The 23342-nt window shown below is 64.9% G+C and carries 18 protein-coding genes and 1 pseudogene; 13 read left to right on the forward strand and 6 right to left on the reverse strand.

Annotated elements, in window-relative coordinates; all coding sequences use genetic code 11:
• Positions 1 to 123: 123 nt before the first annotated feature.
• The 13 genes and pseudogenes from BXE_RS23480 (at position 124) to BXE_RS23540 (ending at position 16904) form a co-directional block, all read left to right on the forward strand.
• A complete protein-coding gene (locus tag BXE_RS23480; RefSeq protein WP_040124114.1) occupies positions 124 to 2868 on the forward strand; it encodes a LuxR C-terminal-related transcriptional regulator in 2745 nt (914 codons plus the stop codon).
• Positions 2869 to 3019: 151 nt separating this feature from the next.
• Positions 3020 to 4159: an acyl-CoA dehydrogenase family protein gene (locus BXE_RS23485; protein ID WP_011490624.1), complete on the forward strand. Its 1140-nt coding sequence runs from the start codon at positions 3020 to 3022 to the stop codon at positions 4157 to 4159.
• Positions 4160 to 4185: 26 nt separating this feature from the next.
• The gene (locus BXE_RS23490) at positions 4186 to 5373 is read left to right on the forward strand and encodes a lipid-transfer protein (RefSeq protein ID WP_011490625.1); all 1188 of its coding nucleotides are present in this window, start codon (positions 4186 to 4188) and stop codon (positions 5371 to 5373) included.
• 75 nt (positions 5374 to 5448) lie between these two features.
• Positions 5449 to 6384, forward strand: coding sequence for an SDR family oxidoreductase (locus BXE_RS23495; protein WP_011490626.1), 936 nt, complete (start codon positions 5449 to 5451; stop codon positions 6382 to 6384).
• Between the two features lie 36 nt (positions 6385 to 6420).
• Entirely contained in the window at positions 6421 to 7989 is a 1569-nt protein-coding gene (locus tag BXE_RS23500; protein WP_011490627.1) for an acyl-CoA synthetase, read from the forward strand.
• 38 nt (positions 7990 to 8027) lie between these two features.
• Positions 8028 to 9185 (forward strand): acyl-CoA dehydrogenase family protein, encoded by a 1158-nt coding sequence (locus tag BXE_RS23505; RefSeq protein ID WP_011490628.1) that lies wholly within the window; start codon positions 8028 to 8030, stop codon positions 9183 to 9185.
• 26 nt (positions 9186 to 9211) lie between these two features.
• A complete protein-coding gene (locus tag BXE_RS23510) occupies positions 9212 to 10213 on the forward strand; it encodes an acyl-CoA dehydrogenase (protein WP_011490629.1) in 1002 nt (333 codons plus the stop codon).
• A 118-nt stretch (positions 10214 to 10331) separates the two neighbouring features.
• Positions 10332 to 11126 (forward strand): crotonase/enoyl-CoA hydratase family protein, encoded by a 795-nt coding sequence (locus tag BXE_RS23515; RefSeq protein WP_011490630.1) that lies wholly within the window; start codon positions 10332 to 10334, stop codon positions 11124 to 11126.
• Positions 11119 to 12201 (forward strand): NAD(P)H-dependent flavin oxidoreductase, encoded by a 1083-nt coding sequence (locus tag BXE_RS23520; protein ID WP_081435570.1) that lies wholly within the window; start codon positions 11119 to 11121, stop codon positions 12199 to 12201. Before BXE_RS23515 ends, BXE_RS23520 begins: the two co-directional genes overlap by 8 nt.
• 89 nt (positions 12202 to 12290) lie before the next feature.
• Positions 12291 to 13846 (forward strand): annotated as a pseudogene (locus tag BXE_RS23525) (acyl-CoA synthetase).
• Positions 13847 to 13990: 144 nt separating this feature from the next.
• Positions 13991 to 15160 carry a CaiB/BaiF CoA transferase family protein gene (locus BXE_RS23530; RefSeq protein WP_011490632.1) on the forward strand — a complete coding sequence of 390 codons (1170 nt, stop codon included), beginning with the start codon at positions 13991 to 13993 and terminating at the stop codon, positions 15158 to 15160.
• Positions 15161 to 15199: 39 nt separating this feature from the next.
• On the forward strand, positions 15200 to 15949 hold the full coding sequence (locus BXE_RS23535; RefSeq protein WP_011490633.1) for an electron transfer flavoprotein subunit beta/FixA family protein: 750 nt from the start codon (positions 15200 to 15202) through the stop codon (positions 15947 to 15949).
• Positions 15950 to 15959: 10 nt separating this feature from the next.
• Entirely contained in the window at positions 15960 to 16904 is a 945-nt protein-coding gene (locus tag BXE_RS23540; protein WP_011490634.1) for an electron transfer flavoprotein subunit alpha/FixB family protein, read from the forward strand.
• 405 nt (positions 16905 to 17309) lie between these two features.
• Here BXE_RS23540 and BXE_RS23545 read toward each other — a convergent pair whose 3' ends face one another.
• Genes BXE_RS23545 through BXE_RS23570 form a run of 6 tightly spaced genes read right to left on the reverse strand, consistent with a single transcriptional unit; the run spans position 17310 to position 23337 of the window.
• Positions 17310 to 18134 carry an SDR family NAD(P)-dependent oxidoreductase gene (locus BXE_RS23545; RefSeq protein ID WP_011490635.1) on the reverse strand — a complete coding sequence of 275 codons (825 nt, stop codon included), beginning with the start codon at positions 18132 to 18134 and terminating at the stop codon, positions 17310 to 17312.
• A 25-nt stretch (positions 18135 to 18159) separates the two neighbouring features.
• On the reverse strand, positions 18160 to 18576 hold the full coding sequence (locus BXE_RS23550) for a MaoC family dehydratase (RefSeq protein WP_011490636.1): 417 nt from the start codon (positions 18574 to 18576) through the stop codon (positions 18160 to 18162).
• Between the two features lie 12 nt (positions 18577 to 18588).
• Entirely contained in the window at positions 18589 to 19029 is a 441-nt protein-coding gene (locus tag BXE_RS23555) for a MaoC family dehydratase N-terminal domain-containing protein (protein WP_011490637.1), read from the reverse strand.
• A gap of 27 nt (positions 19030 to 19056) precedes the next feature.
• Complete coding sequence (locus BXE_RS23560) at positions 19057 to 20241, reverse strand: lipid-transfer protein (protein ID WP_011490638.1); 1185 nt, start codon at positions 20239 to 20241, stop codon at positions 19057 to 19059.
• A gap of 30 nt (positions 20242 to 20271) precedes the next feature.
• Positions 20272 to 21411, reverse strand: coding sequence for an acyl-CoA dehydrogenase family protein (locus BXE_RS23565; RefSeq protein WP_011490639.1), 1140 nt, complete (start codon positions 21409 to 21411; stop codon positions 20272 to 20274).
• Positions 21412 to 21456: 45 nt separating this feature from the next.
• Positions 21457 to 23337: a feruloyl-CoA synthase gene (locus BXE_RS23570; RefSeq protein WP_011490640.1), complete on the reverse strand. Its 1881-nt coding sequence runs from the start codon at positions 23335 to 23337 to the stop codon at positions 21457 to 21459.
• Positions 23338 to 23342 lie beyond the last annotated feature (5 nt).

The following is a 23342-nucleotide window of genomic DNA, read 5'->3' on the forward strand; positions in this document are numbered from 1 at the left end:
AGGTAACCGCTAAATTGCCCGACCGACGGCGTCGCACTTCTATACTCCGACGAACGCGTTCCGAGGTGTCGACAGGTGTCGCGAGACCTTTCTCACGTTTATCCGTCTATCAGTTTTCCCCGTATGTCCGAATCCATTGAGCACTCATTAGACGCACGCGTCTCCCCCAGACTCACGATCGCGCCCGTCACCGGCACGAGATTGATTCCGCCTCGCGCAGCACGTCAACTCATACCTCGCGAAGCCTTGATGGCACGCTTGCTCGAAGCGCGGCGGCAGCGTTGCGTGGTGATTCAGGGACCGGCCGGCAGCGCCAAAACCAGTACGATGCTGGCCCTCAGGCAGGCGATGTTGACGCTGGATTTTGACGTGGCCTGGCTTTCCCTCGCTCCCGAAGACGACGACCTCACCGCGTTCTTTCACGGACTGCTCGCAAGCCTTGCCAGCGTGGATCCGGCCATCGTGCGCGAAGCCGAATTACTGGTTGGCCGTGAGAGCGAGGAGACCGCGGTTGAACACTGGGTGATCACGCTCGTTCGCGGTATTACTCGCCGCAAGCGCGAGCTGGTTCTGATGCTCGACGACGTTCATTACCTTCAGAACGCGCGGATTCTCGACGCACTGCGTTGGCTGCTCGACTACGCGCCGCCTCAACTTCATGTGGTGCTGGCTTCGCGGCGGGCGCTGCCCGTCTCGCTGGCGCGCCTGCGCTCGCAAGGTCTGGCGACAGAACTCGACCGGGAGGACCTGCGCTTTTCGGCCGAAGAATCAGAGCGGTTTTTGCGCGAGCAACTCGGCGACATCACAAAGCGGGACGCACAGGTGGTGCATGAACTGACCGACGGCTGGGCGGCGGGCCTGCAACTGTTCGCGATCGATCTGAAGACCCGCAAAGGCGCGGCTTTTGCGCCTGCAACGGTGCGCGACGCCGAAACCTTCGCGCATTACTTCGAACGCGAAGTACTGGTGCGCCTCGCTGCCGAAGACCTTCTTCTGCTCACACGCGCGGCGCTGTGTGAACGATTCTGCGCACGCCTCTGCGCAAGCTTGATGCAGCATGCGAGCTCCGCCGGAGACGTCGCCGCCCGGCTCAGCCGCCTGGAGGGCGACAATCTGTTCATCACGCAGACCGGCGTGGGGCAGGACGGCGAAACCTGGTATCGCCTGCATCCTCTGCTGCGCGAGGTTTTGCAGCGCCGGGTCGCGGGGCTGCCGGCCGCCGAACTGCGCGAACTGCATGCAGCGGCCTGGCAGTGGCTCAGTGTGCAAGGTTACGTCGACGAGGCCGTGCATCACGCCGTACTGGCAGACAACGCACAGGCTGCCGCGGATCTCGTGGAAGGGTGCGCGCACGATCTGCTCGCGCGCGGCGAACTCCGTCAGCTTGCGGGCCTCGTGCGCCGCCTGCCGCCGGCGCAGATCGCGGAGCGTTTCGATCTGCGCGTGATCACTGCCTATCTGCAAATGTATGCCGGCGAAACCGACGCGCTCATGCAGAGCATTCAGCAGATAGCGTCGCGTAGCGAGCGGCCCGACCCGCGTCAGCGTTACGCGCTCGAGCTGCTTCGCGGTGGCCTCGCGCTACAGCGCGACGACACGGATTCGGTCGTGGCGCTATTGCCGGAACTGCAGCGCGTCCCCGCGGACGCCGACGATTTCATCCGCGCGGGTCGCGGCAACATTCTCTCGTGGATGTTCATCCATCGTGGCGACTATCAGCAGGCGCGCAAGGTGCTGGAAGAGGGCGCGCCGCATGGCGGCGCGCCGCGCGGCATCCTGCTTGGCCGTTGCATGAGCGGCATGACGCACGCCGCCGAAGGGCAGGTGCTGCTCGCCGAGCGGGTGTTCTGCGACGTGCTGGCGGAAGCGGAGAAACAGGGCCCCGCTTATGTGGGCATTGCGTGTATGGCCGCGGCGCTGCTCGGCGAAGCGCTTTACGAGCTGAACGATGTCGATGCGTCGCTCAGACTGCTGGCCGAACGCATCGGCGTGCTCGAGCGCGTGTCGATTCCGGACACCGTGTTGCGGGCACTGGTGGTGCTCGCCCGCGCGCACCGGTTCGCGGGCCGCCGGAGCGAGGCCTACGACTATCTCGAACGGCTCGAAGACTACGCGAAGCGTCATGGTGTGGATCGTCTCCTCGCCAACGCACTATGTCTGCGCTCACGCTGGCTTCTGGAAGAAGGAAGGCTCGACGAAGCCGAGGCGGCATTGTTGCGCTGTGAAACGCTGGCGGCGCGTTATACCGGCGCGGTGCGCAGCACAGCTTGGGAAATCAGCGTTTGCGCCGATCTCGCGCGTATTCGCATGTGCCTGCATCTGAACGATTTCGACGGCGCGATGAGCCGGCTGAAGCCGCTCAGCGCGCTGTCCGAAGCGGGAGGCAGGTGGTGCCGCGTAATCGGGCTGCGGTTGCAGATGTCGATTGCGGAGCAGGGGCGCCACAACGATAGAGCGGCGCGCGAGCATCTGGTCGAGGCATTGCGCCTCGGCCACCGGCTCGGCTTGATGCGCAGCCTGCTGGACGAACTCGGACCATGTCGGCAGATTCTCGACGCTCTGCCGCTCGAACAGGACTTCGATCCGGTGCTGGCCTTCTACGCACAGCGGCTGATCGACGCCGGTCAGGCATCCGCGCCTGCCGCACCGCCGGCCGCCGCGGCGCACGTGCCGATCCAGTCGCTCAGCGAACGTGAAAACGAAGTGATGGGTCTGCTTGCACTTGCTTTGCCCAACAAGAAGATCGCGCGTGTCATGGACGTTTCGCTCGACACGGTGAAGTGGCACCTGAAAAACATCTACAGAAAGCTGGAAGTGTCCGGCCGCGACGGCGCCGTCGCCAAGATGCGCGACGCAAGCGCGCGATAGCTTTTCTCACTCGCAGTCATTCACCCAGCCACCCCCACTCTACGGGGGTAGGCTTGCTCCCCATCCCCGCCACGCACAATGCGTTCATGGAAGCAGCCGGCCGATAACCCGGTCCGCGCTGCCAACGCATTCAATCGATGAGGAGCGTGCGGTGGAAGTCAAACGTAATGTCTATCGCGAGGATCACGAGATGCTGCGTGAAACCGCGCGGCGTTTCTTCGAACGGGAGTGCCTGCCGCGTCAGGCGCAGTGGGACGAGGCCGGCTGCGTCGATCGCGAGACCTGGCTGAAGGCCGGGCGGGAAGGTTTGCTGTGCGTGACCGTGCCGGAAGAATACGGCGGTGGCGGCGGCGATTTCGGCCATTCGGCGATCGTCGCGGAAGAGTTGCACCGTGCGGGCGTGTCGGGTTTCAGCTATTCCGTGCACTCCGATATCACCGCGCCGTACATCGTTCGTCTCGGCACCGAAGAGCAGAAACGCAACTGGCTGCCGCCCATTTGCCGCGGCGAAAAGATCCTCGCGATCGCGATGACCGAACCCGGCACGGGCTCTGATCTGAAGTCGATCCGTACTACCGCGGTGCGCGACGGCGACGACTACGTCATCAACGGCAGCAAGACTTTCATCTCCAACGGCCTGAATTGCGACATGGTGGTGGTGGTCTGCAAGACCGACCCGTCGGCGGGTGCGAAAGGCGTGAGCCTCATCATGGTCGAAACCGACCGCGCGGGTTTTCGCCGTGGCCGCAAGCTAGAGAAAGTCGGGCAGGCCGCGGCCGATACCGCCGAACTTTTCTTCGACAACGTGCGCGTGCCGGCCACCAACCTGATCGGCAACGAGAACGGCGGCTTCATCCACCTGATGGAAGAACTGCCGCAGGAGCGCCTGATCATCGCGGTGTATTGCGCCGCGAAGCTGGAGCGGCAGCTCGAACTGACGCTGCAATACGTAAAGGACCGCCGCGCGTTCAATCAGACCGTGTGGGACTTCCAGAACACCAAATTCAAACTCGCGGACGTAAAGGCGCAAGCCGTTGCGGTCCGCACGCTGGTCGACTACTACATTCGCGAGCATATGGAGCGCAAGCTCACGCTGCAGGAAGCGGCCATTGCCAAGCTGTTCGCGACCGAAGCGATGTGGAAGTGCATCGACGAAATGGTTCAGCTGCATGGCGGTTACGGCTACATGCTGGAGTATCCGATTGCCCGTGCTTTTGCCGACATGCGCGTCACGCGCATTTTCGGCGGGACCAGTGAAGTCCTGCGGGATCTGATCTCGCGCAAGCTTTAAGTCTCCTTACCTTTTGAGGCAGCATCATGAGCGAAAAAGTACTGGTGGCGGGCGTGGGCATGATCCAGTTCGCCAAGCCCGGCGCGAGCCAGAGCTACACCGAAATGGGCGCCGAAGCGACCCGCCGTGCGCTGGCCGATGCAGGCATTGCGTACGACCTCGTTCAGCAGGCCTTCGCAGGCTACGTCTACGGGGACTCCACGTGCGGGCAGACCGCGATCTACGAAGTGGGCATGACGGGCATTCCGATCGTCAACGTCAATAACAATTGCTCGACGGGTTCGACCGCGCTCTATCTGGCACGCCAGGCGATTGCCACCGGCGACGCCGACTGCGTGCTCGCGCTCGGCTTCGAGCAGATGCAGGCCGGCGCATTGAAATCGCACTGGGACGACCGGCCGGTAACGCGTGCGCGCTTCGTACCGATCATGCACGGCCTGACCGCCGACCTCGCGCATCTGCCGCAGGCGCTGCGCACGTTCGGCGGCGCGGGGCGCGAACACATGCAGCGCTACGGCACGCGCATGGAAACCTTTGCCGCGGTGCGGGCCAAGGCGAGCCGCCACGCGGCGAACAATCCGCTGGCGCTGTTCCGCAAACAGGTCACGACCGAAGACGTGATGAACGACACGGTGCTGATGCCCGGCGTGATGACGCGTCTGATGGCCTGTCCGCCGACTTGCGGCGGCGCGGCGGCGATCCTCGTCTCCGAGAAGTTCGCGAAGAAACACGGCTTGCGCACGGGTGTGCAGATCGTTGCACAGTCGCTCACCACGGATCCGCCGGCTTCATTCGACCCGCCGTCGATGCTCAACTACGTCGGCACGCACATGACGCGTTCGGCCGCGAACAAGGTCTACGAAAAAGCCGGTATCGGACCGGAAGACATCGACGTATGCGAGCTGCACGACTGTTTTGCGCACAACGAAGTCATCTGCTACGAATCGCTCGGCTTCTGTCCGGAAGGTGGCGCCGAGAAGTTCGTCAGCGACGGTGACAACACGTACGGCGGCAAGGTGGTGGTCAATCCGTCGGGCGGTCTGCTTTCCAAGGGGCATCCGTTGGGCGCGACCGGCCTTGCGCAGTGCTATGAGCTGACCCACCAGTTGCGCGGCACCGCCGACCAGCGTCAGGTGCAAGGCGCGAAGCTGGCGCTTCAGCACAATCTCGGCCTTGGCGGCGCGTGCGTGGTGACGTTGTACGGCAAGCACTGAATGCGCGAGTGTGGACACGGTGGGACGCCGTGTCTCGCGCAAAACCTGGATAGCAAACGGTACTGAGGATTTCCCATGCAGCAGCTTTGCAAAGATCGCGTTGTTGTCATCACCGGCGCCGGACGAGGCCTGGGGCGGGAATATGCGCTGGAGTTCGCCCGTCAGGGCGCGAAAGTCGTCGTCAACGACCTTGGCGGCAAAGGTGACGGGTCGGGCGCGGCGAGTGGCCCCGCGCTCGACGTGGTCGCCGAAATCGAAGCGCTCGGCGGCGAAGCCGTCGCCAACTTCGACGACGTGGCCGACTGGAATGGCGCAAAGAACATGATCGACACGGCCATTTCCGCGTTCGGCGGACTCGACGTGCTGGTCAACAACGCCGGCATTCTGCGCGACCGCACGCTCGCCAACATGAGCGAAGAAGACTGGGACTCGGTGATTCGCGTGCACATGCGCGGCACCTTTGCGCCGTCGCGCCACGCGGCCGCCTACTGGCGCGATGAGGCCAAGGCGGGCCGCGAGCGGGTGGCGCGGCTCATCAACACCAGTTCGTCGTCGGGTCTCTACTGCAACCCGGGCCAGGCCAACTACGGCGCGGCGAAGGCGGGCATTGCGGCCATGTCGGTGATTGCCGCTCGTGAACTGGAGCGCTATGGTGTAACCGTGAATGCGATCTATCCGACCGCGATGAGCCGTCTGACCGAAGACATCTTCGCGAAGCGGCGCGACGAATTCACCGCGGGCGCCGCACCCGGCTTCGATCCGCTGGACGCGGGCAACGTCGCACCCCTCGTGGCATGGCTTGGCAGCAGCGCGTCGAGCGGTATCACCGGGCGTGTATTCGGTGTGCGCGGCGGTCGTATTACGGTGGCCGAAGGCTGGCATGCGGGCCCGCGCATCGAAAAAGACGGGCGTTGGGACGTGGCGGAACTCGGCGCGCTGATACCGGGGCTGGTGGAACAGGCGGCGCCGAATGCGCTGACCTCGGGCGAGATTCCGGCGGCGGTGGCGTAAGCACTCGAAACCGTCTCGCATCGCAGGAGAGTGTGCATGAGCGGAACCCCGAAGTACCTCGGCGACCATGCCGGATTGACGCCGGACAAGGCCGCCGCGATCAACAGCACGAGCGGCGAGGTCCTGACCTATCGCGAACTCGACGAGCGTTCGAATCGCTTCGCACAATGTCTGTACGCGGCGGGGTTGCGGCGCGGCGACCATATCGCGATGGTGCTCGAGAACAACATGCGCTGCTTCGAGGTGTGTTGGGCGGCGCTGCGTTCGGGTCTGATGATCACGCCGGTCAACCGGTATCTGACCGCGGCGGAAGCGGCCGCCATTATCGAGGACAGCCATGCGCAAGTGGTGGTCAGTTCGTACGCCATGCGCGAACTCGCGGCCGGACTGACCGGCATGATGCCGACATGCCGCCTGCGGCTGATGGTCGACGGCACCATTTCCGGCTGGGACAGCTACGAGGCGCTCACGGGCCGGTATCCCGCAACGCGTCTGGCGGACGAATGGCTGGGCGCCATGATGATCTATAGCTCGGGCACGACCGGCCGTCCAAAGGGCATCATTCGCGCGCAGCCGCAAGGCCGGGTGACCGAAGGTTCCGGTTCCGCGCGCCGCCCGCAGTTCGAGCGCTATGGCTTCGACGCGCAAACGGTGTATCTGTCGCCGGCGCCGCTCTATCACACCGCGCCGCTCGGCTACGGAATCGAAACGCAGTTCGGCGGCGGCACCGTGGTCTTCATGGAGAAGTTCGAGCCGCTCGAGGCGTTGCAGGCGATCGAGCGCTATCGCGTCACGCACAGCCAGTGGGTGCCGACCATGCTGATCCGCCTGCTCAAGCTCGGCCCCGCTGTGCGCAACGCGTTCGACCTGTCGAGCCATCGCGTGGCGATCCATGCGGCCGCGCCGTGTCCGCAGGAGGTCAAGCGGCAGATGATCGACTGGTGGGGGCCGATCATCGAGGAGTATTACTCGTCGACCGAAGGCAACGGCGTGACCACGCTCAACACCGAGGAGTGGCTGGCGCACCCGGGCTCCGTTGGCCGCGCGCTGCTGGGCGTCATTCATATCTGCGACGACGACGGCAACGAGCTGCCGGTGGGCGAAACCGGAACCGTCTATTTCGAGCGCGACCAGTTGCCGTTCCGCTACCACAACGATCCGGACAAGACCCGTGCCGCGCAGCATCCGCGCCATCCGGCCTGGACGGCCGTCGGCGACATAGGGCATGTGGATGCAGATGGCTACCTGTATCTGACCGACCGCAAGGCGTTCATGATCATTTCGGGCGGCGTCAACATCTATCCACAAGCGATCGAAGACGCGCTGGCCGTGCATCCCGATGTGCAGGATGCGGCGGTGATCGGCGTGCCCGATGCCGAGATGGGCGAGCAGGTCAAAGCGATTGTCGAGCCGGCGCCCGGCGTGGCGCCGTCGGACGCGCTCGCGGAACGGCTATTGGCTTACCTGCGCACGCGGGTGGCGCGCTACATGGTGCCGCGCTCCATCGACTTCATCGACGCGATGCCGCGGCTGCCCACCGGCAAGCTGTACAAACGGGCACTGCGTGAGCGCTATGGCGCGCGAGCGGAGCGTGCGGATTCATAGCCGCAGCGCCGAGCCGACTACAAAAACTGGAGTGAGACGTGAACAACCTGTTGGATGCTTTCCACCTGACGGCGCTGCCCGCCGCGGCCGAAGACTTCCGCGCGGAAGTGAAGCACTTTCTTGACGGACACCTGCCGCCGGCGCCGGCCGACGTGCGTGCCCGTTCCTGGATGGGCTTCGACGCGGACTTCAGCCGGCGTCTCGCGGCGCGCGGCTGGATCGGACTGACGCTGCCGGCCAGTTACGGCGGCGCGGGCATGGACGCGTTCCGTCGCTTCGTGCTGGTCGAGGAATTGCTGGCCGCTGGAGCGCCGGTCGCCGCGCACTGGATCGCCGACCGTCAGAGCGGTCCGCTGATTCTCCGTTACGGCACCGGGGCGCAGAAGGACTTCTATCTGCCGCGCATCTGTGCCGCAAGTGCGTTCTTCTGCATTGGCATGAGCGAGCCCGATTCGGGTTCCGACCTCGCCAGTGTGCGCACGCGTGCGGTGCGCTGCGACGGCGGCTGGCGTCTGACCGGACGCAAGATCTGGACGACCAACGCGCAGCATTGCCAGTACATGATCGCGCTCGTGCGATCGTCGGGCGTGCCGGAAGACCGGCAGAAGGGACTGTCGCAGTTCATCGTCGATCTGTCGCTGCCGGGCGTCGAGGTGCGGCCGATCGTGGATCTCACCGGCGACGCCCACTTCTCCGAAGTGACCTTCGACAACGTATTCCTCGCCGACGATGCGTTGATCGGCGACGAGGGCGCCGGCTGGCAGCAGGTGACGGCCGAACTGGCCTTCGAGCGCAGCGGCCCTGAGCGGCTCTATTCGAGCGTCGTGCTGCTCGACTGCTGGCGCGCGCAACTGCGCCGCCACGGCGCAAGCGATGCCGACCTCGCCTTGCTCGGCAGCTTCGCGACGCAACTGGCCACGCTGCGCTGTCTGTCGATCGCGGTCACCGCGCGGCTCGCGCACGGCGAAAGCCCGGTGGTCGAGGCGGCGCTCGTCAAGGACATCGGCACCGAGTTCGAACAGGCCATTCCCGCGCAACTGGAAGCCGCGATCAGCGCGGACCCCGCACAGACCATCGACCCCGAGCTCTTTCGCACGGTGGCCTACCTCAGCCAGATCTCGCCGACCTTCTCGCTGCGCGGCGGCACGCGCGAAGTGCTGCGCGGCATGATCGCGCGCGGTCTTGGTTTGCGCTAACCCATCCGGACGAGGAAGAGACCTGCATGTTCACCGAAGCCATCGAAGCTATCCTGCGCGACCGCGCCACACCCGAAGCGATCCGCGCGATCGAGAACGGCGGCGCGCCCGCGCCGATCTGGAACGCCGTAGAGGAAGCCGGATTTCTGGAGCTGCTGACGCCGGAAAGCGCCGGCGGCGCCGGACTGTCACTGCCGGCGATCGCGCCGGTTTTCACCGCCTTTGGACGCTATGCGGTACCCGTGCCGCTTGCACAGAGCATCGCGGCGCGCGCGCTTTTGCGCGACACCGGAGTTGCGGCGCCTGCCGGCATGACGACGCTCGCCGGCACGTGCCGGCGTCGCGAGAACGGTGCGTTGGAAGCGCCGCAAGTGCCGTTCGGCATGACCTGTGACTACGTGCTGGCGAATGTCGACGGCGACCTGCTGCTGCTCGACGCGGCGCGTGCCGAACGCAAGCCATGCGGTGTGCACGGCAGTTTTAGCGGCACGCTCGGCTGGGGGCTCGATGCCGTGCCCGCACCGCTTGGATCGAACGGAGAAGAAGTGCGGCTGTTCAGCGCGGCGATTCATGCGGCCGCTATTGCCGGCGCGATGAATCGCGTATTCGCCGTGACGCTGCAGTATTGCAACGATCGTTCGCAGTTCGGTAAGTCGATTGGCAAGTTCCAGGCGGTGCAGCATCAGTTGAGCGTGATGGCGCAGCATGTGGCGTCGGCCGGGATCGCATCCGAACTGGCGTTCTCCGGTGCCGGCGCCGCGCCGGAAAGACTCGCGACGGCGATCGCCAAAGCGCGCACGAGCATGGCGGTGCCGCTGGTGGCTTCGACGGCGCATGCGTTGCACGGCGCGATCGGCGTCACCGCCGAATACGATCTCCAACTCTATACGCGCAGGCTGCACGAATGGCGCATGGCGGACGGTTCGGAGGCCTTCTGGAATCGCGTGGTGGGCAACGCGGTGCTCGCGCAGGAGCGCGGCACGATCGCGGACTTCGCGCGAAACGCGCCTTATGCCGTGGCCGCGTGACGTGTGAACGGTTGAACGGCTGAACGGCTGAACGGCTGAACGGCGGACAACGCATCTGTCCGCATTGCGCCTGCGGTGGCGAAAAACTTACACAGCAGCGGAAACGATTAGACATCCTATGAGCCAATTTCTGAACTACGAGCAGGACGAACACATCGTCACACTGACGATGAACGAACCGGAGCGGCGCAATCCGCTCACCGGCAACACGGCGGTGGAGGAGTTCCTGGCGGCGATCGCGCGGATCGAGGCCGACCGTTCCGTGCGGACCGTGATTCTGACGGGCGCCGGCACCGCGTTCTCGTCGGGCGGCAATATCCACGATATGGAGCGGCATGCGTCGGGCAGCATGCCGGGCATGGCGATTCGTCAGGATTACCGGCGCGGTATTCAGCAACTGCCGCTGGCGCTGTTCAATCTGGAAGTGCCGGTCATCGCCGCCGTGAACGGCGCGGCGATCGGCGCGGGGCTCGACCTCGCCTGCATGTGCGATATCCGCATCGCGTCCGAGCTTGCCAGATTCGCCGAGAGTTTCGTCAAGCTGGGCATCATTCCCGGCGACGGCGGCGCGTGGCTGCTGCCGCGCATCATTGGCTTGTCGCGCGCCGCGGAGATGACCTTCACGGGGCAGATGATCGATGCGCCACAGGCGCTCGAATGGAATCTGGTCTCCCGCGTCGTGCCGCACGACGATCTGCTCACGATCGCACGAGGCCTCGCGCGGTCGATCGCCGCCAATCCGCCTCACGCTGTGCGGCTGGCCAAGCGGCTGTTGCGCGAAGGCATGCATTGCCGGCTGGATACGCTGCTGGAAATGTCGGCGGCTTATCAGGCGCTTTCGCATCAGACGGCGGACCATCGCGAGGCCGTGTCCGCGTTCATCGGGAAACGGTCGCCGTCGTTCAATGGATAGAGCGGCCGCGGATAGTCTGGCATGCGAAGGCACTCGCGAGGCGTCGATCCCGCAGCGCTTTCGTACACGCATTACTGACTGCTTCGGCATTCGCCATCCGATCCTGCTCGGCGGCATGCATCACCTCGGCGAGTCGGGCATTGTCGCGGCCGTGGTGAACGCGGGTGCGATGGGTTTCATCACCGCGCGTTCGTTCAGCAGCACGGATGCTTTGCGCGGCGATCTGCGCCGCTGCAGAGCGCTGACCGGTGGCCGGCCCTTCGGCGTGAATCTGACCTTGTCGCGCCGCGCGGAACAGAATCGTGAGGTCGCCGACTGGATCCGGACTGCGCTCGAAGAAGGCGTGCGTCACTTCGAAAGCGCGGGCGCCTCGCCCGAGCAACTGGTCGAACCGATACAACGGGGCGGCGGTTTGCTGATCCACAAATGCCCGAGCGTGCGCCATGCAGTGAGCGCGCAGCGCCTCGGTGTGGATGCGCTCGCGCTGGTCGGCCTTGAAGAAGGCGGCCATCCCGGTGCCAATCAGCTGTCCGCATTTGTGAACGGTGCTTATGCGCTCGAGGAAATTCATATTCCGCTCGTGATCGGCGGTGGTATCGGCAATGGTCGCCAGATCGCCGCCGCGCTGGCACTCGGCGCAGATGGCGTGGTGATGGGCAGCCGCTTCATGGTCGCCACGGAAATCGTCGCGCACGATGCGTTGAAGCAGCGCATCGTCGCCGCCGGCGCGCATTGCTCGACCGCGATCCTCGCATCGCTCGGCGACACCTGGCGCGTCATGGACAACGAGGCCGCGCGCGAGGTGCAGCGGCTCGAAGCCGCGGGTGCTCGCCGGCACAGCGAGTTCGGCGATCTGATTCTGTCGTCGCGGACGCGGCAACGTGTCTATCGGGACGGCGAGGTGGAGGCCGGCATCGTTTCGCTCGGACCAGCGGGCGGCTTCGCGGACGCGATTGTTCCGGCCGCGCAGATCGTCGGGCAATTGATCGGTGAAGCGGCGCAGGCCGCGCATGCATTCGCGCGGCGCGTGGTCGACGCTGACGCTTCCTGTCCGGCGACCGGAGCCGTGTCCTGAACCTCGTGCTGCGCGCGCGCAAGCAAGCGGCCCGTGAGGTCCGCGGCGCGGCTGCCTTTTAACGCTCATACACAGCCAGGGAGACCAGCATGTATTTGACTCAGGGCCTGCATCGCTCGCTGCAGCAGAATCCGGACCGGGTGGCGATTTCGTTCAAAGGGCGCACGCGGACTTTCCGCGAATTCGCGGATCGGGTCGCGCGTCTGGCTGCCGCATTGCGCGAGATCGGCATGACCGCGGATGACCGGGTCGGCATGCTCGCGCTCAATTCGGACCGCTACCTCGAATACGTAATGGGCGTGTGGTGGGGCGGCGGCGTGCTGAACCCGGTCAATATCCGGTGGAGCGCGGCGGAGATCGCCTATTCGCTCGACGATTGCGACACGCGCATCCTGATCGTGGACGACCACTTCGCCGACATCGCGCGAGAGGTTTGCGCGCTGGCGCGGACCGCGCCGCTTCTGATTCACGCCGGCGACGGCGCGGCGCCGACCGGCATGCTCTCGTTCGACACGTTGATCGCGGCCGCGGCGCCGATGCCGGACGCCGGCCGTGGTGGCGCGGATCTCGCGTGCATCATGTACACCGGCGGCACGACCGGCTTTCCGAAGGGCGTCATGCAGACGCACCTGAACATCTGGTCATCGTGCATCATGCGGATTGCCGAGTCCGCGCCATTGCCCGACACCGCGGTGCTGCATGCGGCGCCGTTCTTCCATGTGGCAGGACTCGGCCGAGCGCTCGTGCAGTTCATTGCCGGCGAGGCGCATGTCGTCATTCCGGCTTTCGATGCGGGCGCCGTGCTCAAGGCGATCGGCGAAGAGCGCGTGAGCGATACGCTGCTCGTGCCGACCATGATCCAGGCGGTGCTCAATCATCCTGACTTTGCCCGCACCGATCTGACGAGCCTGAAGCGCCTCACCTACGGCGCGTCGCCGATCCCCGAAACGCTGCTGGACCGGCTGATCGAAGCCCTGCCCGGCATCCAGCTCGCGCATTCATATGGAATGACCGAGGCGTGTCCGAGCATTTCGGCGAACTCGCCTTCCAATCACGACGAAGCGGGCCGCAGGAGCGGCCTGTACCGCTCGATCGGTCGCGGCTTGCCGGGCCTGATGGTGAAGGTGGTCGACAGCGACGGCGCCGAAGTGCCGCGCGGCACGGTCGGCGAGATCGTCGTGCGTGGGCCGAACGTCATGGCCGGCTACTGGAAGAAGCCCGAAGAAACCGCGCAGGCCGTTCGCGACGGCTGGCTGCATACCGGCGACGGCGCTTACATGGACGCTCAGGGTTATCTCTACATCGTGGACCGCATCAAGGACATGATCGTGAGCGGTGGCGAGAATGTTTACTCCGCCGAGTGGAGAGTGTGATCGCGCGACACCCCGCGGTCGCCGCGTGCGCGGTCATCGGCATTCCGCACGACACGTGGGGCGAGGCCGTGCATGCCGTGGTGGTGTGCAAGCCTGGCGCGACACTCGCGGAAGAAGAGATTCGCGAGCATTGCCGCCAGGTCATTGCCGGCTACAAGTGCCCGAAGTCGGTCGAGTTCCGCGTGCAACTGCCGTTGTCGGGCGCGGGCAAGGTGTTGAAGCGCGAAATCCGCGCGCCGTATTGGGCCGGCAGGGCGCGCGCGATCAACTAGGATGCCGCGCTACCCGGCCAGGGTGGTCCGGTTTGCCGCGCATTCTGGCTTACTTGCACTCGGGCAGTACCGATCCGAAGATCGTTGCCGACGAATAGCGGTGTGCCGGATAAGCCGTCATGCAAAACGGAGACTGGAGGGACGATGGGTGTTTTGAGCGGTATTCGCGTGCTGGAATTCGAGGCCATCGGCCCGGGTCCTTTCGGCGCCATGTTGCTGGCCGATATGGGCGCGGACGTTTTGCGCATCGACCGGCCGCTTCCTCCCCAGGACCTGGGGCCGAAGACCAACGGCAAGCGTGCCGATGTCACGGGGCGTGGCCGTCGCTCGGTCACGTTCGATCTGAAACAACCGCAGGCGGTCGAGGCCGCATTGGATCTGATGTCGCGCGCCGATGTCGTGATCGAAGGTTTTCGCCCCGGCACGATGGAGCGTCTCGGGCTTGGACCGCAAGCCGCGCTGGCGCGCAATCCTCGCCTCGTGTACGGCCGCATGACGGGGTGGGGCCAAACGGGTCCACTTGCCGAGCGGGCGGGCCACGACCTCAATTACATCGCATTGTCCGGCGTGTTGTCGGGCATCGGCCGCGCCGGTGAGCCGCCCGTGCCGCCGTTGAACCTCGTGGGCGACTACGGCGGTGGCGGCATGCTGCTGGCGTTGGGCGTGGTGGCGGCATTGTTCAACGTGCAGCGCGGCGGCGAGGGCCAGGTGGTCGACGCCGCGATGATCGAAGGGGCGGCGCAGTTGGGCTCGGTGATATGGGGGTTGCTCGCTTCGGGTAACTGGCGCGAAGAGCGCGCCAGCAATCTGCTGGATGGCGGCACGCCCTGGTACGACAGTTACCGCACGAAAGACGGCGGCTACATGGCGGTCGGCGCGGTCGAATCGCGCTTCTACGCGGAACTGCTGGCGAAGCTCGGCCTCGCGGAAGCAGGCCTGCCGGGCCAGCACGATCGCAGCGGCTGGCCAGTGCTGCGTGAACGATTTGCCGCCGCGTTCCTCACGCGCACGCGCGACGAATGGTGCGCGGTGTTCGAGGGCAGCGACGCGTGCGTGGCACCGGTGCTGAGTTTTTCGGAAGCGCCGGCGCATCCGCAACACCGTGCGCGCGGCAGCTTTGTCGAAGTGGCGGGCGTGGTTCAGCCGGCGCCCGCGCCGCGTTTTTCCGCCACACCTTCCACGATCGCGAAGCCGGCGCCGCAACGCGGCGAACATGGGCTTGCCGCGTTGCGCGATTGGGGATTCGACGCGGCCGCTGTCGAACGCATGCGCGAACACGGTTTGGGTTATCAGCCTGAGCGGCCTGAGGCGTGAAGCGTCGTCAGAAAATAAAGTTGGGTTAGGAGACAAAAGATGAAAGTATTGGTCGCGGTAAAACGCGTGGTGGACTTCAACGTCAAGATTCGGGTCAAGTCTGACGGCTCGGGCGTCGAGTTGGCGAACGTCAAGATGAGCATCAATCCGTTCGATGAAATCGCCGTCGAGGAAGCCGTGCGCCTGAGGGAAAAGGGCGTGGTCAGCGAAGTGATCGCAGTGTCGTGCGGCACGAGCGCTTCGCAGGAAACCTTGCGCACGGCAATGGCGATCGGCGCGGATCGCGGCATTCTGGTCGAAACAGACGCAGAGCTGCAGCCGCTCGCGGTGGCCAAGCTGCTGAAGGCACTGGTCGACAGGGAGAAGCCGCAACTGGTGATTCTCGGCAAGCAGGCTATCGACAACGACTGCAACCAGACCGGCCAGATGCTGGCGGCGCTCGCGGGTTGTGCGCAGGCCACGTTTGCGAGCCGGGTGGAACTGTCGAACGATTGCGCGACCGTCACGCGTGAAATCGACGGCGGACTCGAGACGTTGCGGCTCAAGTTGCCGGCGGTCGTCACGAGCGATCTGCGCCTGAACGAGCCGCGCTATGCCACGCTGCCCAACATCATGAAGGCGAAGAAGAAGCCGCTGGACGTCGTCACGCCGGAACAACTGGGCGTGGATGTCGCGCCTCGCCTGAAGGCGCTCCGCACGATAGAGCCGGCTGGGCGCAGCGCAGGCGTGAAGGTGCCCGACGTCGCGGCGCTGGTCGCGAAGCTGAAGAACGAAGCGAAAGTGATCTGAGGGAATTGATATGACTGCATCCAATCAAGTGCTGGTCGTGGCTGAACACGACCAGGGTTCGATCAGGACGGCCACGCTGAACACGGTTGCCGCCGCACTGCAATGCGGCGCCGAGGTTCATATGCTCGTAGCCGGGTATGACGCAACGGGCGCGGCCCAAGCCGCGGCCGCGATCAAAGGCGTGGCGTTCGTGCTGCACGCCGATGCGCCCCAACTCGCTGACGGCCTTGCTGAAAACATCGCGGCCCAGGTTGTCGCGCTCGCCGCGAATTACGGCCATATCCTGTTTCCCGCCACCAGTGCCGGCAAGAACATCGCGCCGCGCGTCGCGGCGCTGCTCGACGTGGCACAGGTGTCGGATATCGTGCGGGTGCTGAGCCCGGACACGTTCCAGCGTCCCATCTACGCGGGCAATGCGTTGGTCACGGTGCAAAGCAGCGATCCGGTGAAGGTGTTGACCGTGCGCGTGACAGGGTTCGATGCCGTAGCGGCCGAAGGCGGCGCGGCGCAGATCGAAGCAATCGACACGGTGGCGGACAGCGGCCTGTCCACCTTCGTCGAGCGCGTGGTCGCGAAAAGCGACCGGCCCGAACTCGGTGATGCGCAGATCGTGGTGAGCGGCGGTCGTGCGCTCGGCAGCAACGAGAAGTTCACCGAAGTCCTCACGCCGCTCGCAGACAAGCTCGGTGCGGCGCTCGGCGCGAGCCGCGCGGCGGTCGACGCGGGATTCGCGCCGAACGACTGGCAAGTCGGTCAGACGGGCAAGATCGTCGCGCCGCAACTGTATGTGGCGTGCGGTATCTCGGGCGCCATTCAGCATCTGGCGGGGATGAAAGATTCGAAGGTCATTGTGGCGATCAACAAGGATCCGGAGGCGCCGATCTTCAGCATCGCCGATTACGGGCTGGAAGCCGATCTGTTCGATGCGGTGCCGCAACTGGTCAATGCGATCTGAGCGGTAGTTATTGACGGAGCACGGGGGGAAAGGGCATCGCTGCGCCACGCAGCGATGCCCTTTTTGCATTGTTACGACTCAGCGAATTGGGTCGCGAATTCGGGGTGCAAATTACGGCAGCGGCATGCGAATCCAGCGCATGTCCCGGTGCAACTTCCAGCGCGTTTCATGGCGTTGGAGGCGAATCGATGGGATAGCTCTCGGAAGGCTGCGTTTTGCCGGTTGGCGCGACGCGGGTGTGATCCGTAATGGTTGGGTGGTTCCAGACAGCATCAGCCAACTGACGAGGCGAGCGAGCGGCGGCGCGAGGCCCGCGCGCCCGGTAGTGGAAGTGCAAACGCCGGCATGCGGTTGGACGCATGCCGGCGCAGACAAGATCCCGGCATAACGCCGGGACCGCGCGAATTACTGCAGATTGCCCGCGACCGCGATGGTCTGGCCGGTGATGTAGTTCGACTCGGGCGAGCAGAACAGGTAGACGCCGCCGGCCGCTTCTTCAGGCGTGCCGCCGCGACCCAGCGGATTGCGCTGCGCGTGCGTCTTGAGCAGCTCGGGATTAAGGCCCACGCGGATATCGCGTCCTTCGATTTTCACGGTCGCGCCTGCATGCGCGTCGGCCGTCGTCATGCGGGTGTGGATCAGACCGAATGCCACGCAATTGACGTTGACGTTGAAGCGCCCCCACTCGCGGCTCAACGCGCGCGTCATGCCGATCACGCCGGCTTTGGCCGACGAGTAGTTCATCTGTCCCGCGTTGCCGTTGAGCGCGGACGTCGACGAGATGTTGACGATCTTGCGATACACGTCGCGGCCGGCTTCCTTGTCAGCCGCGTGCAGGGCTTTCACATGCGGATAGGCGGCGCGCAGAATGCGGAACGGCGCGGTCATGTGGCAGTCGATGATCGCGTACCACTGTTCGTCGGTCATCTTCTGGATCACGTCGTCCCACGTGTAACCCGCATTGTTGACGATGATGTCGATGCCCTTGTACGTGCTCATCGCCGTATTGATGAAGCGGTCGGCGAAGTCCGGCGCACCTACGTTGCCGACGCAAGCCACGGCTTCCGCGCCCATCTTCTTCAATGCTTCGACCGTTTCGTGCGCCGGGTCGGCGTCGAGGTCGTTGATCACGAGACGTGCGCCTTCGCTCGCCAGCTTCTCGGCGATCGCGCGGCCAATGCCGCGACCCGAACCCGTGACGAGCGCTACTTTACCGTCAAGCTTTCCCATTTCCTGTCTCCTTGATTGATGCGGATTACAAGGCGATCACGGCGTCGCCGAGGACGCGCGGTTCGCCATATTGATTGGCCGTTTGAATCTCCACTTTCACGCGGCGCTCGCCGTCGGCCTCGAACTTCTCGACGACCCGGCCACTGCAGGTAATCTGGTGTCCGAGATGCGTGATGCCGACAAAGCGCACGCCGAATTGCCGCAGTTGCCGCTGGTCGACCCAGGCGTTCAGCAAACGGCCGAGGTACGCCATCGACAGCATGCCGTGAGCGAATACGTCCGGCATGCCGCTGCGGCGCGCGAAGTCGAGGTCGATGTGGACCGCGTTGTGATCGCCCGAAGCGCCGGCAAAGAGCGCCAGCGTCGTGCGGTCGATCGGCGCGAGCGTCAGCGGCGGCAGCGTGTCGCCGACCTTGACCTCGTCGAAGCTCAATGTGCTCATTCGTGTCTCCTCTCAGCCGTTGCGGTGTACCAGCACGCTGCGCATGTCGGCCACATGCTCGCCTTTCTGATTGGTCACGCGCGTCTCGCGCACCACGAAATCGAGTGCACCGCCTTTCTTGTCGTAGATGTCGGCGATGCGGCATTCGAACAGCAGCACGTCGCCGGCGTAGGCCATCTTGTGATAGGTGAACGATTGCTCACCGTGCAGGATGCGCGCCACCTGAATGCCGATCTCGTCGCGCCAGCTTTTGTCCGGCTGCTCCAGTTCGAGTGAGAACAGGAAGGTGGGCGGCAAGGGCAGAGTCGGGTGGCCCGCGTCGCGGGCCGCGGATTCGTCGAAGTAAACCGGGTTGGTTTCGCCGGTTGCCTTGGCGAAGAACCGCAACCGGCCCGCTTCGGCCACGGTGCGAAACGCGGGAATCACTTTGCCGATGTGTTTTTTATCGATCATGTCGGGCACTCCGTTGGATGCGGCGCACTACGCGGCCTTGTACACGGTCGTGACGCACGCTCCGCCGAGCCCCAGGTTGTGCGCAAGTGCGACCTTCGCGCCTTCCACCTGGCGTTGATCGGCAGTGCCGCGCAGTTGATGCGTCAGCTCGTAGCACTGCGCGAGACCGGTCGCGCCCAACGGATGCCCCTTCGACAGCAAACCGCCCGACGGGTTGACCACCCACTTGCCGCCATACGTGTTGTCGCCGTCGTTGACGAGTTTTTCCGCTTCGCCTTCTGCGCACAGACCCAGACCTTCATAGGTCAGCAGTTCGTTCTGCGCGAAGCAGTCGTGCAGTTCGATCACGTCGATGTCTTCCGGACCGACGCCGGCCTGCTCATAAGCGAGCTTCGCGCCGGCGCGCGTCATGTCGAAGCCGACTACGCGGATCATGTCGCGTGAGTCGTACGTGCTGGGCAGGTCGGTGGTGAGGGACTGGGCGGCGATCAGCACATCGGTGCGCAGGCCGCGCTTGCGGGCGAATTCCTCCGACACCACGATGGCCGCGGCTGCGCCGCAGGTGGGCGGGCAGGCCATCAAACGCGTGAGCACGCCTTCCCAGATCATCGGCGATGCGAGCACTTCTTCCGGCGTCACGACCGTGCGGAACACGGCGAGCGGATTGCGCGCGGCATGCTGGCTCGCCTTCGCGCGAATCTTCGCGAACGTTTCGAGCTTCGTGCCGTACTTTTCCATGTGAGCCCGGCCGGCGCCGCTGAACTGGCGAATCGCGCTCGGCAGATCGGTGCGATCCACCAGTTCGTTGACCACACTCAGCGCGCGTTCGAGCGCCGGTGCACGATCGCTCCACTTCGACGAGAGCGCGCCCGGCTGCATGAATTCGAAACCGACCGCGAGTGCGCAATCGACCGCGCCGCTTTGCACAGCCTGGCGCGCAAGGAACAAGGCTGACGAACCCGTCGCGCAGTTGTTGTTCACGTTGATGATCGGAATGCCGGTCATGCCGACGTGGTAAAGCGCTTTCTGACCGCAGGTCGAATCGCCGTAGACATAGCCGGCGTAGGCCTGCTGCACGTCCGCGTAATCGATTCCGGCATCGATCAGTGCTTCGCGCACGGCACCCGCGCCCATCACGTCGTAGGGGTCGCTGGTGCCGGGCTTCTTGAACGGAATCATGCCGACGCCGGCGACGAACACGTTACGAGTCATATCACTGCTCCTTGAAATGGAATGTTCGAATTACAGCTTGCGGGAGATGAGGTCGCGCATGACCTCGCTCGTGCCGCCATAGATACGGTTGACGCGCGCATCGGCGAACGCGCGGGCCACGGGGTACTCCAGCATGTAGCCGTAGCCGCCGTGCAGCTGCACCATGTCGTCGAGCGCCTTGCCGAGCGATTCGGTCGCGAACAGCTTGGCGATCGCCGCTTCTTCCAGAGTCAGACGCCGGCGCACGTGCTCGGCGAGGTAGTGGTCGACCAGCACGCGCACGGCGGTCGCCTGCGCCTTGATGTCGGCCAGCTTGAACTTCGTGTTCTGGAAGTCCCACACGGTCTGATTGAAGGCTCTGCGGTCCTTGACGTAGTTGATCGTGTGCTCGAGGCAGGCTTCGAGTTTTGCAGCCGCGCCGATGGCAATCGAGAGCCGTTCCTGCGGCAATTCGCCCATCAGATAGGCGAAGCCTTTGCCCTCTTCACCGAGACGATTGCTCACGGGAACGCGCACGTTGTCGAAGAACAGCTCGGCGGTGTCCTGCGAGTGCATGCCGACCTTGTCGAGCTTGCGGCCGCGGCGGAATCCCTCGCGGGTCGCCTCGACGACGATCAGGCTGACGCCCTTGGAGCCCGCGCTGGGATCGGTCTTGCAGACCAGGATGATCAGGTCGGCGTTCAGGCCGTTGCTGATGAAGGTCTTGCTGCCGTTGATCACGTACTCGTCGCCGTCGCGCAAGGCGGTGGTGCGTATCGCCTTCAGGTCGCTGCCGGTGCCGGGCTCGGTCATGCCGATCGCGAGAATGGATTCGCCGGTGCAGGTTTTCGGCAGCCATTTCTGCTTCTGTTCCTCATTGCCGATGCGAGCGATATACGGAGCGATGACGTCGGAATGCACGCCAAAGCCCAGGCCGCTCAGACCGGCGCGATTGACTTCCTCGTTGAGGATCGCCGCGTGGCCGAAGTCGCCGCCACCGCCGCCGTATTCAGTCGGCAGCGTGAGGCACAGCAAACCCTCGCGGCCCGCCTTCAGCCACGTTTCGCGGTCCACACGGCCGGCCTTGTCCCACTCGGCCTGTTTGGGCGTGCATTCGCGCTCCAGGAAGCGACGCACCGTGGTGCGCAGCATTTCATGATCGTCACGAAAAACGGTACGGGTAATTTGCATTACTAAGTTCCTGTGAATGAGATCGGCATGGGCCGATGGATGGCGTTATCGCGCGCAGGCGATATGCGCCGCCGGTTCTGTGTGGTAGAGCTGTTCGATCAGATGGGCGCGGCGCGCGCGGGTCACGGCCTGGTTCACATAGCCTTTTTCGGCGATTTCATTGGCGTCGATCGAAGGAGGCTCGGCCATCAGCATCAGGCGTTCGATCGTCCGGCTGGCGCCGCCGCCCTTGTGGCGGCCAAGACGTTCGCGCAGTGCCGCGACGAGGACCGGATGCTCGACCAGCGCCGCCGCGTCGAGCTCGGCGAGTTCGGGCGCGAGGCGCCGGCAGGCGGCCACGTTCGGCCACGCGAGCGCCGCGAGAAATTCGTGGTCGTGGCCGCAGATCACCGCATCCGAGATGAGCGGGGCGCACAGATCGAGCAGGCCGAGCCGCACCGCGCCGGTTCGCACCCAGGTACCGTTCGTCAGCTTGAAGTCTTCCACCACGCGCCCGGCGAACAGCAGGCCAGCGGCCGGATCTTCCGGATTCGCGAGACGCACGGCATCGCCCAGGCGGAAGTAGCCTTCCTCGTCGAAGGCGGCGGCGGTGAGCACGGCATTGCCGATGTAGCCGGCAAACACATTCGCGCCGCGCATGCGGATTTCGTAGCGGCCGTCGCCGCCTTCGAGCGGCAGGAGCTTCACTTCGGAGCCCGGCACCGGGCCGCCGATGTTGCCGAGATCCGTGGCGGCCCAGCCGCAGTAGGTGCCCATGCCGCTCGTCTCGGTGCAGGCGAGGCCCGTGGAGAAGACGATGCGCTTGCCGATCGTGTCCACCGCCACACGCTGGATGCGATGCCACACGTCTGTGGGCAAGCTCGCGCCGCCGTAGCCCAAATACTGCACATTGGCGAACAGGCTGCGGGCGAGCATGGGGTCGCGCTCGAGTTCGCCCGCCAGCACCGCCCATGCGGACGGAACGCTGGTGAAAACCGTGGGCGACACTTCACGCAGATTGCGAACGGTGCGCTCGATCATGCCGGGCAGCGGGCGGCCGTCGTCGATATAGTGGGTCGCGCCGAATTGGACGGAGCGCCCGATGTTCAGGACTCCGCCGAGGCCGTGATGCCACGGCAGCCAGTCGAGAAACACCGGTTGCGATTCGCGCAGCCAGCCGAGATTGTCGGCGTAATAGGCCGCGACTGCCTTGAGGTTGCTGTAGGCCAGCGGCACGCCTTTCGGCGTGCCGGTCGAGCCCGACGTGAAGAGGACGCGGGCCGTATCGCTCTCGCGGATGGCCGCATGCGCTGCGGCAACGGCGGCGACACGCGCCGGCGTCATGTCGGCAGCAAGCAGATCGGCCCATGCGTGGTGCGAGGGTTGAACGTTGCGCACGGCGATAACCGGCGTTGCCGCCAGTTCGTCGATTGCGAGCGCGCGTTCGAACGCTGCCGCATCCTGGACGAACACGGCCGCCGGTGGCACCAGTTCGAGCACGCCTTTCAGACGGGCGAAGTTTTTACTGAGCGTGGAATAGGCCGGCGAAACGGGTGCGGCAGGAATCCCCACATACTCGGCCGCGAGCAGAAGCACAGCCTGCTCGATCGAATTACCTGACAGCAGGACTAGCGGGCGCTGCTGGCCGAGGCCCATCTCCAGCAAGCACGCCGCCACCGTTTGTAACTGACGCCATAGTTCGCGCCAGCTCATCGTGCGCCAGTCGCCGCTGCTGTCGCGTTCGCAGAACGCCGGACTATCGCCGCGGCGCTCGGCCCATTCGGGGACAAAAGCGGCGAAGCTGTTCTGTGCGATGTCGGGGGGCGGACTGGCGGAGCTCAGCATCAAGGTGCCGTCGGGGCGGCGTTCGACGAGCGGGCGCCGTTCCGGAAAGCGTACGGGACGGTAAGGGGCTGCGGTGTATTCACTAGCCATGAGCGTAGTCATTACGC

The sequence above is a fragment of the Paraburkholderia xenovorans LB400 genome (assembly GCF_000013645.1).
Taxonomy (GTDB): Bacteria; Pseudomonadota; Gammaproteobacteria; order Burkholderiales; family Burkholderiaceae; genus Paraburkholderia; species Paraburkholderia xenovorans.

Excerpts from the sequence above, each read along its gene's own strand:
- BXE_RS23490 (WP_011490625.1), top strand. The coding sequence starts at position 4,186 with ATGAGCGAAAAAGTACTGGTGGCGGGCGTGGGCATGATCCAGTTCGCC.
- BXE_RS23570 (WP_011490640.1), bottom strand. The coding sequence starts at position 23,337 with ATGACTACGCTCATGGCTAGTGAATACACCGCAGCCCCTTACCGTCCC.
- BXE_RS23530 (WP_011490632.1), top strand. The coding sequence starts at position 13,991 with ATGGGTGTTTTGAGCGGTATTCGCGTGCTGGAATTCGAGGCCATCGGC.
- BXE_RS23565 (WP_011490639.1), bottom strand. The coding sequence starts at position 21,411 with ATGCAAATTACCCGTACCGTTTTTCGTGACGATCATGAAATGCTGCGC.
- BXE_RS23550 (WP_011490636.1), bottom strand. The coding sequence starts at position 18,576 with ATGAGCACATTGAGCTTCGACGAGGTCAAGGTCGGCGACACGCTGCCG.
- BXE_RS23500 (WP_011490627.1), top strand. The coding sequence starts at position 6,421 with ATGAGCGGAACCCCGAAGTACCTCGGCGACCATGCCGGATTGACGCCG.
- BXE_RS23555 (WP_011490637.1), bottom strand. The coding sequence starts at position 19,029 with ATGATCGATAAAAAACACATCGGCAAAGTGATTCCCGCGTTTCGCACC.
- BXE_RS23540 (WP_011490634.1), top strand. The coding sequence starts at position 15,960 with ATGACTGCATCCAATCAAGTGCTGGTCGTGGCTGAACACGACCAGGGT.
- BXE_RS23560 (WP_011490638.1), bottom strand. The coding sequence starts at position 20,241 with ATGACTCGTAACGTGTTCGTCGCCGGCGTCGGCATGATTCCGTTCAAG.
- BXE_RS23510 (WP_011490629.1), top strand. The coding sequence starts at position 9,212 with ATGTTCACCGAAGCCATCGAAGCTATCCTGCGCGACCGCGCCACACCC.
- BXE_RS23545 (WP_011490635.1), bottom strand. The coding sequence starts at position 18,134 with ATGGGAAAGCTTGACGGTAAAGTAGCGCTCGTCACGGGTTCGGGTCGC.
- BXE_RS23535 (WP_011490633.1), top strand. The coding sequence starts at position 15,200 with ATGAAAGTATTGGTCGCGGTAAAACGCGTGGTGGACTTCAACGTCAAG.
- BXE_RS23495 (WP_011490626.1), top strand. The coding sequence starts at position 5,449 with ATGCAGCAGCTTTGCAAAGATCGCGTTGTTGTCATCACCGGCGCCGGA.
- BXE_RS23520 (WP_081435570.1), top strand. The coding sequence starts at position 11,119 with ATGGATAGAGCGGCCGCGGATAGTCTGGCATGCGAAGGCACTCGCGAG.
- BXE_RS23480 (WP_040124114.1), top strand. The coding sequence starts at position 124 with ATGTCCGAATCCATTGAGCACTCATTAGACGCACGCGTCTCCCCCAGA.
- BXE_RS23515 (WP_011490630.1), top strand. The coding sequence starts at position 10,332 with ATGAGCCAATTTCTGAACTACGAGCAGGACGAACACATCGTCACACTG.